Annotated in this window: 9 protein-coding genes; 6 read left to right on the top strand and 3 right to left on the bottom strand. The window is 41.4% G+C overall.

Annotated features, from left to right (window positions below; all coding sequences use genetic code 11):
- Positions 1-44: 44 nt before the first annotated feature.
- Positions 45-2,159, top strand: a complete 2,115-nt coding sequence (locus tag AB3Y88_RS05595; protein WP_056960884.1) for a putative ornithine decarboxylase — start codon at positions 45-47, stop codon at positions 2,157-2,159.
- Between the two features lie 246 nt (positions 2,160-2,405).
- Here the strand turns inward: AB3Y88_RS05595 and AB3Y88_RS05590 are convergent, their stop codons facing one another.
- Entirely contained in the window at positions 2,406-3,809 is a 1,404-nt protein-coding gene (locus AB3Y88_RS05590) for an NAD-dependent succinate-semialdehyde dehydrogenase (protein ID WP_056960885.1), read from the bottom strand.
- A gap of 206 nt (positions 3,810-4,015) precedes the next feature.
- Between AB3Y88_RS05590 and AB3Y88_RS05585 the strand changes: the two genes are divergently transcribed.
- From AB3Y88_RS05585 to AB3Y88_RS05565, 5 genes are all read left to right on the top strand, one after another.
- Complete coding sequence (locus AB3Y88_RS05585; protein WP_201780647.1) at positions 4,016-4,873, top strand: fructosamine kinase family protein; 858 nt, start codon at positions 4,016-4,018, stop codon at positions 4,871-4,873.
- A 124-nt stretch (positions 4,874-4,997) separates the two neighbouring features.
- Complete coding sequence (locus AB3Y88_RS05580; protein WP_054755688.1) at positions 4,998-5,435, top strand: TetR/AcrR family transcriptional regulator; 438 nt, start codon at positions 4,998-5,000, stop codon at positions 5,433-5,435.
- Positions 5,436-5,438: 3 nt separating this feature from the next.
- Positions 5,439-5,756 carry a hypothetical protein gene (locus AB3Y88_RS05575; RefSeq protein WP_054755690.1) on the top strand — a complete coding sequence of 106 codons (318 nt, stop codon included), beginning with the start codon at positions 5,439-5,441 and terminating at the stop codon, positions 5,754-5,756.
- The gene (locus tag AB3Y88_RS05570) at positions 5,757-7,487 is read left to right on the top strand and encodes an ABC transporter ATP-binding protein (RefSeq protein ID WP_056960887.1); all 1,731 of its coding nucleotides are present in this window, start codon (positions 5,757-5,759) and stop codon (positions 7,485-7,487) included.
- Positions 7,487-9,325: an ABC transporter ATP-binding protein gene (locus tag AB3Y88_RS05565; RefSeq protein WP_056960888.1), complete on the top strand. Its 1,839-nt coding sequence runs from the start codon at positions 7,487-7,489 to the stop codon at positions 9,323-9,325. The genes AB3Y88_RS05570 and AB3Y88_RS05565 overlap by 1 nt, the downstream gene beginning before the upstream one ends.
- Before the next feature lie 309 nt (positions 9,326-9,634).
- Here the strand turns inward: AB3Y88_RS05565 and AB3Y88_RS05560 are convergent, their stop codons facing one another.
- Together AB3Y88_RS05560 and AB3Y88_RS05555 are read right to left on the bottom strand one after the other, a co-directional pair.
- Positions 9,635-10,135, bottom strand: a complete 501-nt coding sequence (locus tag AB3Y88_RS05560; RefSeq protein WP_056960889.1) for a DNA starvation/stationary phase protection protein — start codon at positions 10,133-10,135, stop codon at positions 9,635-9,637.
- A gap of 651 nt (positions 10,136-10,786) precedes the next feature.
- Complete coding sequence (locus tag AB3Y88_RS05555; RefSeq protein WP_056960890.1) at positions 10,787-11,341, bottom strand: NADPH-dependent FMN reductase; 555 nt, start codon at positions 11,339-11,341, stop codon at positions 10,787-10,789.
- Between the last annotated feature and the right edge of the window lie 251 nt (positions 11,342-11,592).

Genomic DNA, 11,592 nt, shown 5'->3' with positions numbered 1-11,592 from the left:
AAAAGGAAATAAGCTAACAGGCTTAGAGTGAAAGGAAGATTCACATGAAAAATTTAAAAATTGCGGCAACAGCGGAGGTGGAAAAGTTTATTCCAGACGGCTGGAAAAGCGAGCTGCTCAGCAATACATCTCTGCCAGCTGAGTTGGCAGCAGTGGTAATTTCTGCTCGTGCAACATTACCGCCAGTCTTTGCCAAGAAGTTAGCTGCAAGCGGGCTGACAGTTCCAGTGATTCGGGTTAAGCCGCAAGTTAAGTCTGCCAAAATGCGTGCTGAGATTAACCGAAAAGCTGCAGCTTATGAGCAGGAAAATGTGCCGCAGTTTCTGAATGATCTGATCACTTACGCGCGTGCGCATCCTGTCAGTTTTACTACACCAGGACATCATAATGGACAATTTTATGCATTGCACCCTGCTGGTAAAGTCTTTAAAGATTTCATGGGCGAAAATTTTTTTCTAAGTGATGTTAGTGATACTGTTACAGAGTTAGGAGATACTTTGACGCATGGCGGGTCACCATTAGCAGCTCAGCAGCAGGCTGCCCGTGCCTATCATGCAGACAAGGTCTATTTTGTGACGGATGGGACGACCTGTGCAAATACTATTTGTGCAACAGCCGCACTGACTGCAGGTGATTTGGTTCTTTTTGATCGCAATAATCACAAATCATTGTACAATAGTGCCTTGGTTGAGACTGGAGCAATTCCAATTTATTTACCAACAGATCGCAATGCTTTAGGAGCGATTGGAGAAATAGATGAACGGGCGCTAGATGAACAGCAATTGCGGGCACAAGTAAAGAAAGTGGCACATGCTAAGGCAACTCAGCAGCGGCCTTTCAGATTGGCAGTTATTCAATTAGAAACATATGACGGTGTGCTGTATGATGCACAGCGGCTTGTTAAAAAAATTGGTCATCTCTGTGATTATATTTTGTTTGACTGTGCGTGGGGTGGTTATGAGCAATTTCTACCCATGCTCCGTCCACTTTCGCCTTTTTCGCTGAAGCTGTCAGCGCAAGCACCAGGTATTTTGGTGACACAGTCAATCCATAAACAACAGGCAGGGCTTGCCCAAGCTTCACAGATTCTGAAGAAAGACCGACATCTTAAGGGACAACCACGCTACATTGATCATAAGCACTTTAACCATGCGTATTTGAAATACGTGACAACCAGTTATTCATATCCAATTTATGCCTCACTGACTGTCAATGCAGCACTTGCGGCAAATAATTTTAGTGCAGTGGTATGGCAAAGGGCGCTGAGATTGGGCATTGAATGGCGCAAGCAACTCTTACAGTCTGCACATTTTTTCAAACCTTTTGTTCCTGCAAAAATTAATGGGATTCCCTGGGAGCAGATTCCAACTGAGGAATTAGCAACCCAGCGTACTGCATGGCAATTGAATGCTCAAGCTAAGTGGCATGGGTTTAGAGAGGTCGTTGATGGGCAGGTTTTGCAAGATCCGCTGAAATTGATTATTACAACTCCAGGAGTTGATGTGGCTGCGGCACAATATCAAACGGATGGGATTCCTGCTCCGATTGTAGAGCAATTTTTAACTGAAAGACGCATTATGTGCGCTAAGGCTGATCTAAATTCGTTGTTATTTTTGTTGACCCCAGGAGAAAGTCAGGCAAAACTCGCTCGCTTACTGTCAGCATTGCTTGAATTTGAGAAGTTATATCAAGCAAATGCAACTGTTGAGGAGGTTTTACCACGGTTATTTAAGGAGCATCAGAAGTTTTATGCTGGCTGGACAATGCAAAAACTTTGCAGCAATATGCAACTTTACTATCGGCAACATCAGACATTCGCCTTGCAAAAAGTTTTGTTTGAAAGCCGCAATTTGCAAGATTTTGTGTTGTCACCCGCAAAAGCAGATGCAGAGTTTGTGCGCAATAACTGCGAGTTGATTCCCTTAGAAAATGCGGTTGGAAGGGTTGCGTTAGAAGGAGCTTTACCTTACCCCCCAGGAATATTTGTAGTTGCTCCAGGGGAACGATGGCAGGAAAAAGAGATTGCGTATTTTGAAGTCCTTTTAGGTGCAATGTCGGCCTTTCCAGGTTTTGCGGCTGAAATTCAAGGGGTTTACCCAGAAAAAACTGCGACAGGGAGATATAAAGCAAAGGTTATAGTACTTAAAGAGCAGCACTGATTTCAGAAACATAAATGTACACAAATAGCGGAGAGTGTGACATAAGTCGGGAAAATTCGAAGTTAGACGGAGAATTTTGACTTATGGAACACGTTTATCCGGAATAAAAGAGGGGCTGTGACAAAAGTTAACTTTTGTCACAGCCCCCGCTGATTTTTGGTGATAAATTAAGGTTGTTCAAAGCTGTCCAAGTTTATTTTGTAATTTGTTGTTAGTGCTCAAGGCTACCGGTGGTTGTCAGCACTTCTAAAATAAAGCACCCGCAGCATTATCAAGGTCTGGTTTAGCGACAGACACAATTAATTTTTCATTAACAAAAGCATTTAAGCCCAGACTGCTCATTTCACGACCATAACCTGAACGTTTGATACCGCCGAATGGGAGCTCTGGGAGAGTGTATAGCACTGTATTAACAAAGACCATCCCAGTCTCAATCTGGCTAGCAACTTTTTCACCGCGTTTTACGTCACCTGAGAAGACAATTCCGCCTAAACCGTAATGCGAATCGCTAGCAAGTTCAATTGCTTCTGCCTCACTTGAAACTCGGTAGACTTGTGCAACTGGTCCAAACATTTCTTCATAGTAGGCTGGGTTGTCACGCGTGATGTCTGTCAGAATAGTTGGTTCAAAGAATTGTCCTGGCAGATCAATTGGTTGATTACCCTGATAAAGAGTTGCACCAGCCTTAATTGCAGCATCAACTTGCGCTTGAATCTTCTTCTTTGCGGACGCAGTCGAAAGAGGAGCTAAGGTTGTTTTTTCATCAAGCGGATCACCGGGTTTGAGTTGCTTAAAGTCTTCACCAAGGCGTTTTAAGAATTCGTCGTAAAGATTATCTGCAACAATAAAGCGCTTGGATGAAGTGCAGACTTGTCCTGCATTATACGTACGCGCACGTTTTGCAACTTCTAAGACCTGTTCAAGATCTGCATCATCTAAAATTACAAAAGCATCATTGCCGCCTAGCTCCATTGAAGACTTTTTAAGATACTTTCCAGCAGCTTCTGCAACTACACTACCACCCTGTTCTGAGCCTGTTAGAGCTACTCCTTGAACTCGTGCATCGGCAATGACATCAGTGACCTGATCATGGCTTAGGAATAAGTTGGTCAGGCTTCCTGCAGGTGCGCCAGCTTCATTAACTACTTTTTCGAATGCTACAGCTGAACTTGGGGTATTAGAAGAATGCTTCAAAATCATGGGATTGCCGACCATATAATTAGGAGCAAAAACACGCATGATTTGATAGTAAGGAAAATTCCACGGCTCAACCATCAATAAAACACCGGTCGCATCTTTTTCAATACGTGCAGCACCAGCTTGTGATGATAGTGGTGTGGGTTTGAGCATTTCAGCACCGTGATCTGCAAAATAGTCTGCGATAATTGCACACAATTCAACTTCGCCGCGTGCCTCATTGATTAATTTGCCCATATCGACAACTAACACTTTAGCAAGCTCCTCAGCATTTTTGCGCAGTAAGGCTGCAATTTCATGCAACTTTGCAGCACGTCCTGCTGCTGGTTCTTGGCGCCATTTGTGATAGAGCGCATCGCCCTTTTCTAGTGCTGCCTCAATCTCCGCAGAAGTTGCTGTGGGATATTCTTTAACTAGTTCATTTGTATATGGATTAATAGTTTTATAAGCCATTATTAAAACCCTCCCTTGAATATTTATTCCAGCCTCAGTATATGACCAACTAATTTTTAAAAGCAAATTATTAGTCTGAGTTCAGCAAAGGCATAGAATATAAGTAGCGGGATAGTACATTCCGTTTACAAACAGATAGTAATATAATTAATGGATGAGGTCAATATTATTTTTGGATGATTTTTATTTTTAATTGGGAGGTACCAATTTTGAAAAAGGAATGGTTGCAAGCACTACCTTTAAAAGAGATTCTGGACGTTCAGCCTGTCGGAGGTGGAGATGTTAACCAAGCTTTTCGCCTAAGGACTGCAACAGGAAACTTTTTTTTACTCGTCCAACCACAGACGACCGCTTCTTTTTATGCTGCTGAGATCGCGGGGTTAGAAGACTTTAAAAAAGCTGGTATTTTGGCACCGCGAGTCATTGCGCATGGAGAAATTCAGGGGGATGCCTATCTAATCTTGAATTATCTGGAACAAGGAAGTGGGTCACAAGCCGAATTAGGTCAGTTGGTTGCAAAATTGCATATGCAGCACAGTCCAAATGGCAAGTTCGGGTATGCTTTACCATACTCCGGTTCCAGTATTACTTTAGACAATACATGGACAGATTCTTGGGTCGAGTTATTTGTAGAAAAAAGATTGGATGTTTTGGCAACAGCTGTTGCTGATAAGGGTTTATGGGATCAGCGAGCAATCGCCCGTTATAAACAAGTTAGGCCGCAGATCGTACAGTTATTGCAGAATCATCCAAGCCAGCCGGTTTTACTGCATGGTGACTTATGGAGCGGCAACTATCTTTTTCTTGCTGACGGGCGCCCAGCCTTGATTGATCCGGCAGCTTTTTATGGCGATCGTGAATTTGATCTAGGAGTCACGACGGTTTTTGGTGGATTTAGTGAACAATTTTATCGGGCTTATGCAAAATTGCTTCCATTTGCTCAAGGTTACGAAAAACGCTTAGACTTATACCGCTTATATTATTTGCTAATTCACCTTAATAAGTTTGGCAGCACTTATGCAGCAAGTGTGCAGCGGGTAGTACAACAAATAGCAAATTATTGATTGGTAGTTGAAAAGGACTGATTGATTGTTTTGAGTGTGGAAAACATTTATAATGACACCTTGTCATATGAATGTGAGCGTCCCCCTAAAGTTAGACTAAAAATCAAACTTAGGGGGTCATTTTATGATCGTACTTAGGGCTATGATTAGCGCGCTTGCCTTAGATGCTCGACAGAACACGCACCTGCAGCAATTGACGATTAAAAGCTTTAAAAAAGGAGGTTCCAAGATGCCCAAAGCAACCTTTTATCGGTTAGAGCTTACCAAGAAACGGCAACTTTTCAGGGCGCTTAAAAAAGAATTTGAGTATAAGAGTTTTGCAGATGCTTCAATCAATGAAATTATCAAAACTGCCGGAATTGCACGCGGAAGTTTTTATCAATACTTTGAAGACAAGTTGGATTGTTATCTTTATTTTGTAGAAAAGCTCCAAAAAAAACGTAATCAGCTATTCGTTAAGCTTCTCATACAGGAGCGGGGAGATCTTTTTGCAGGTGCGCGCTTGTTTTTTGAACAAAGTTTAGTTGATGTGCTTACAGGGCCTAACGCTCAGTATTATTAAATAATGATAGAAGCGCATGATTATCGTCTTTACCAGCAACAGCAACGAGAAAAGTGTGCCCAACAGCGTGCACTGGCAAAAGCACTGTACGCAGTTACCACGATGAAAAATTTAAAACTTGCTGGTTACGAAGAATTTAATGCGCTGTTAGAGTTGATTTGCAGTATTTTTTTCAGAACAATGCGTCATTATTTTCGTGCACAGCAAGCAAATAAAACAATTACGCTGGCACAATTAAAGCAGCAATGTTTTTTGCAGCTGGATTGGCTTGAAAATGGAGTTAGTAGCAACATGTATTTTTTGGAAAAAAGGAGTGACTAGATGTTTAGATTGGCTAGAAACAGATTATCAACGGCCGCGGTGTTGGGGGCGGCAATTTTTATGATTATCCAAGTCTTTTGTGATTTGCAGTTGCCCACAATAACCTCTGACATGATTAATCGGGGAGTAGCTATTGGAAATACGGCATACATCTGGCGCAGCGGGAGTCTGATGCTTTTGTTAGCATTTATCGGTGTTCTGGCAGCGGCTGGGAATGTTTTTTTTGCTTCTACGCAGGCGCAACAATTAGGAGCTAAGCTGCGTGCCGAACTTTTCCGCAAGGTTTTGTATTTTGGCAATTTTGAGATGGATCATTTGGGATCTTCTTCATTGATTACACGGACTACAAATGATGTGTTACAGATTCAAAATGTAACGGTTATGATTTTACGAATGATGATTCAAGCCCCTATCATGCTTGTGGGAGCGGGAATTATGGCATTTATTAGTGAAAGAAAGTTAACAGTGGTATTTCTAGTTTCTATTCCGGTATTAATGATTGCAATTGTTAGTATTATGTACTTTGCGGTGCCACTTTTTAAGAGTTTGCAAAAAAGAATTGACGGCATTAATTTAGTTTTTCGTGAAGGTTTGACAGGAGTCAGGGTAATTCGCGCCTTTCGGCAGGATCATTTTGAGCAAGAGCGGTTTAAAAACGTAAATCGTGCGTACACTCAGACAGCCGTCAAAGCATTTAGTCTGGTATCGTTAATGTTTCCAGTAATGATTTTGATCCTTAATATGACCAATATCGGAATTATCTGGATTGGGGGCAAACTGATAGCTACTAGTAGGATGGAAGTTGGTAATTTGGTGTCCTTTATGACGTATGCGGCAATGATCTTATTTAGTTTTATGATGTTATCAATGATTTTTGTCTTTATTCCCCGAGCTCAAGCCGCCGCAGTTAGGATTAATGAGGTCTTGGACACAGATTTTTCGATTACTGAGATTGCTGACCCGGAAAAATTACCGGTACAAAAGTCGCATACCCTCGAGTTTAAAAAGGTTGCTTTTAGATATGATCATGCTGAAAATCAAGCGCTACAAGACGTTAATTTTCATTTGAGATCGGGACAGACCCTTGCAATTTTGGGTGGAACAGGCTCAGGAAAGTCGACACTTGTTAATCTATTACCACGACTTTATGACCTAGAAACCGGACAGATTCTGCTTGACGGAAAAGAAATTGCCAAGTGCAGTCAGCGTGATTTGCGCAATGCGATTTCATTTGTACAACAAAAAGCAGTTCTTTTTAAAGGAACTGTTCGCAGTAACCTACAAGTTGGCAAAGTAACTGCGACTGATCAAGAAATGTGGCATGCACTTGAGATAGCCCAAGCTAAGGATTTTGTGAAGGAAACACAAAAAGGACTCGACGCGGTAGTTGAACAAAATGGGGCTAATTTTTCGGGTGGACAAAAGCAACGTTTGGCAATTGCGCGTGCATTAATTAAACCGGCTGCGGTCTACGTATTTGATGACTCTTTTTCTGCACTGGATTTTAAAACTGATGCTCAGTTACGGCAAGCCATGAAGACGGATCCCCAAACGCAAAAGAGCATTGTGATAATTGTTGCGCAAAGAATAGCAACTGTGACGCAAGCTGACCAAATTCTAGTCTTAGACGCAGGACGCGTAGTTGGATTAGGAACTCATCAGCAACTAAAGGCTGGAAACCAAACCTATCAGGAAATTATGCGTTCTCAGCTACGAGAGGAGGAACTCTAATGCCGCAACATGGACCAGCACGAAATATTGGTAAAACAGTTGATAAGCCAAAAAATTTTTGGCAGACTGCCTGGCGTTTGTGCAAATATATGGCTCCTTGGAAATGGTTCCTAGCACTTGTCTTTATCTTCGCCATCGGTTCAGTTATTTTTCAGATTATCTCCCCCAAGGTATTAGGTGAAGCAACTACTGAGATTTTTAATGGGGTAGTAAAGTATCAACGATTGCAGCCAGCGAAGCGGACGGGGGCACTACCGATTGATTTTGACAAAATTAAAGTAATTTTGCTGACCGTTGGAGGAATGTACCTAGTTTCAGCCTTGCTCGGCTTTTTCCAACAGCTAATTATGGCAAACATTTCGCAAAAGATTGTTTTTAAATTACGTGCAGATTTAAAAGATAAGATGCAACGCTTGCCAATTAATTATTACGATACGCATTCTAATGGTGATATTATGTCACGAGCTGTTAACGATATGGATAACATTGCAGGAACCTTGCAACAAAGCCTTACACAAATGGTAACCAGCATTGTGACATTTGTTGGAGTCTTGATTATGATGTTTACGATCAGTTGGCAACTAACTTTAATTGCCTGTATAACTGTCCCGTTAGGGATTTTAGTTGTAGCTTTGATTGCACCCCGTTCTCAGAAATATTTTGCTAAGCAACAGCAGAGTTTGGGCTTGTTAAATGATCAAGTAGAAGAAAATTTTGCAGGACATACGGTGGTCAAGACTTTTAATAAAGAAGAAGAGAGTTTGGAAAAGTTCAATGAGCAAAATGAACTTTACTATAAATCTTCGTGGAAAGCGCAGTTTATTTCAGGTTTGATTATGCCTGTGATGAACTTCGTTAAGAATTTGGGCTATGTTTTTGTTGCGGTTGTTGGTGGGATCAAAGTTGCCCATGGAAACCTATCGCTAGGGGATGTGCAGGCTTTTTTACAATATGTTAATCAGTTTACACAACCAATTACTCAGATTGCCAATATTGCAAACACGATTCAAGCTACAGTAGCTTCTGCCGAACGTATTTTTCAAGTACTGGATGAAGAAGAGATGCAAAAAACGCATGTTGCAATTCCAGATAAAGCTGAAACTGAATATAAGATAGAGTTCGAAGATGCTGCTTTTGGTTATGACAGTAAACAGCCAGTGCTTAAAAACCTAAATCTCGCAGTTACAACGGGTGAAAAGATTGCAATTGTTGGACCAACTGGTGCTGGAAAAACAACATTGGTCAATTTGCTGGAACGCTTTTATGATATTCAAGGCGGAACACTGCGGTTAGCGGGGCGCGATACACGCAATCTTTCAAGAGAAGCGGTGCGGTCGCACTTTGCGATGGTTCTCCAAGATACATGGCTTTTTACAGGAACAATTTACGATAATATCAAGTATGGGCGTGAAACAGCACGTGAAAAAGAAGTGCTGCAAGCGGCAAAAGCAGCACATGCAGATTCCTTTATTCGGCAACTTCCTCAAGGGTATCAGACGATTCTAAATGAAGAAGCTTCCAATATTTCTCAGGGTCAACGGCAATTATTGACAATTGCGCGTGCCTTTTTAGCTGATCCAGAGATTCTAATTTTGGATGAAGCAACTAGCTCAGTTGACACGCGGACTGAAATCCTGATTCAAAAAGCGATGGCCAAATTATTAAAAGGAAGAACCAGTTTCATTGTCGCCCATCGCTTATCAACAATTCGTGATGCTGATAAAATTATTGTGATGAATCACGGGGCAATTATCGAAGCGGGAAATCACGCAGCATTGCTGGCCAAAAAAGGATTTTACGCAGATCTTTATAATAGTCAATTTACAACATCAGCGTAAAAGAGTCGATAATTAGGAAGTCGGCGCAGCAATTCCAATTCAAGCCTTGATTTATAAAATACGTTTATCCGGAATAAAAATAGGGAGAGTGTGACATAAGTCGGGAAAATTTGAGTGCTAACTCGAAATTACGAACATAGCGAGTACTTTGCTATGAGTAATTCGAAGTTAGACGGAGAATTTTGACTTATGGAACACGTTTATCCGAAATAAAGAGGGGCTGTGACAAAAGTTAACTTTTGTCACAGCCCCTCCTTTTGGGATGCTGCGATGGCAACTGTAAAAATAAAAAAATTAGAGGGGAGGGACCTAATCTAGTGGTCCCTTATCTAAATACGCACTAAGCATCCAAATGATCTTATCTGCATCACTTTTATATCCGTTTAAAATGTCTTGAGTTGGAAAATCGCCTTCAGCATCTGTAATTTCAATCCCCCGCTGATACTGGTCACGGAGATATTGGAACTGTTTGACCAAACGACTAACTAATTCTGGAAGTGTAAATTCATCGAAAGTAATTTTCTCATCAGGGAGACCAGTATTTTCAACGAATTCTTTAATTGTAGCAAAGGGTGAACCACCCAGAGCAATAATTCGTTCACCAAGAGTATCAGTTTGTTCTGCAAGTTGATCTGAATAATCGTCCATTAGAGGATGCAAACTAAAGAAATTATGACCACGCATATACCAATGAATTTGTTGTACATTATTTTTTAACTGTGCAAGATCGGCTAAAAGCTGATTGAGTTGAGACAATGTTTTTGGATATGAATAATCTGGTGTTGTAGCTGTTTTTCCTGTTCTTGTCATTGATGAGACCTGCCTTTCTATATTGTGGTTCAACCTCATTGTACTTTGCACCTTTTTCACAATCAAATAATAGGCTCGGTTGCAGAGCGATTATTGCGGGTATTTTTGGCTGCGCCTAAGCCTGCCTTACGCGTAACCAAACCCAGGTTACTTTGTAATTCAGGACTTAGTCTACGGCGGTTGAACGGTGGTTGTCGGCACTTCTATCATAACGTGCTCCACCCACCAGCCTTTTGCGCCTAACCTCAAATTACACATAGACACAGCCCGTCTATTTTGTAATTTGTTGTTAGTGCTCAAAGGCTCCCGGTGGTTGTCGGCACTTCTATCATAACGTGCTCCATCCACCAGCCTTTTGCGCCTAACCTCAAATTACGCATAGACACAGCCCATCTATTTTGTAATTTGTTGTTAGTGCTCAAAGGCTAACGGTGGTTGTCGGCACTTCTACATAACGTGCTCCACCCACCAGTCTTCTGCGCCTAACCTCAAATTACGCATAGACACAGCCCGTCTATTTTGTAATTTGTTGTTAGTGCTCAAAGGCTCCCGGTGGTTGTCGGCACTTCTATCTAAATAAAAAAAGCATCTCCCACCTCGGAGTCTTACCTAAGGTGTAAAGATACTTTACGTTTAAGCTATTCTTTTATTTTATGACAGACGTTCAATAAAATCGGTGAATGTTTCCATTGCACCTGCAAGGAACTTGAGAGTACCTTCATTTTTGATCTTCAAATTATCATCTAATAATGCAGTCACATTGCCAATATAAAGCTCAGGCTGTTGAATCGTTGGCATATTAAGGAAAACCAATGATTGGCGCAAATGATGGTTAGCACCGAATCCGCTGATTGCACCAGGGGAGACACTTAAAATAATTGCTGGTTTCTGATCCCAAACGCTTGCGCCATAAGGACGTGAACCAACATCAAGTGCGTTTTTAAGTACACCAGGAACAGAACGGTTGTATTCTGGAGTTGCGAAAACAACAGCATCAACGGTTTTCATAGCAGCCCGGAAATCTTGCCAGCTTTGTGGGGCTCTCCCCTCATCATCCAGATCCTGATTATAAAGGTCTAAGTTACCGATCTCAATATTTTTTACGGTGTAACCTGCTGGCAAAGTTGCTACCATTTGTTCTGCGACTGCACGGGTGAAAGAACCCTTACGTAGACTACCGACGATTAAACCAATTGTTTTTGACATGTACATCGCTCCTTATTTTTTGTAAGTAAATAATTTATAAGATAACTATAACACTTGTTACAAAAAAAGCAACATAAGATACTCTGACCTCATTTTTATTTTAGGCACTTAGCATGATAAATTCCAATATTATGACGAACGAAGCCAAAAAAACTCCGCAGTCTTGGGGGGAACTGCGGAGAAAAGGGAGTAGAAAAGATAAATTTTAGTAGCCTGATGGACATCCTATCATAAAGATATGGTCTCTTGGG

Origin of the sequence: Liquorilactobacillus satsumensis (genome assembly GCF_964065465.1) — a bacterium.
Taxonomy (GTDB): domain Bacteria; phylum Bacillota; class Bacilli; order Lactobacillales; family Lactobacillaceae; genus Liquorilactobacillus; species Liquorilactobacillus satsumensis.
The sequence above is the reverse complement of the archived record's forward strand: the minus strand, read 5'-3'. Positions and strand labels throughout refer to the sequence as shown.

Excerpts from the sequence above, each read along its gene's own strand:
- AB3Y88_RS05595 (WP_056960884.1), top strand. The coding sequence starts at position 45 with ATGAAAAATTTAAAAATTGCGGCAACAGCGGAGGTGGAAAAGTTTATT.
- AB3Y88_RS05590 (WP_056960885.1), bottom strand. The coding sequence starts at position 3,809 with ATGGCTTATAAAACTATTAATCCATATACAAATGAACTAGTTAAAGAA.
- AB3Y88_RS05580 (WP_054755688.1), top strand. The coding sequence starts at position 4,998 with ATGATCGTACTTAGGGCTATGATTAGCGCGCTTGCCTTAGATGCTCGA.
- AB3Y88_RS05575 (WP_054755690.1), top strand. The coding sequence starts at position 5,439 with ATGATAGAAGCGCATGATTATCGTCTTTACCAGCAACAGCAACGAGAA.
- AB3Y88_RS05570 (WP_056960887.1), top strand. The coding sequence starts at position 5,757 with ATGTTTAGATTGGCTAGAAACAGATTATCAACGGCCGCGGTGTTGGGG.
- AB3Y88_RS05565 (WP_056960888.1), top strand. The coding sequence starts at position 7,487 with ATGCCGCAACATGGACCAGCACGAAATATTGGTAAAACAGTTGATAAG.
- AB3Y88_RS05560 (WP_056960889.1), bottom strand. The coding sequence starts at position 10,135 with ATGACAAGAACAGGAAAAACAGCTACAACACCAGATTATTCATATCCA.
- AB3Y88_RS05555 (WP_056960890.1), bottom strand. The coding sequence starts at position 11,341 with ATGTCAAAAACAATTGGTTTAATCGTCGGTAGTCTACGTAAGGGTTCT.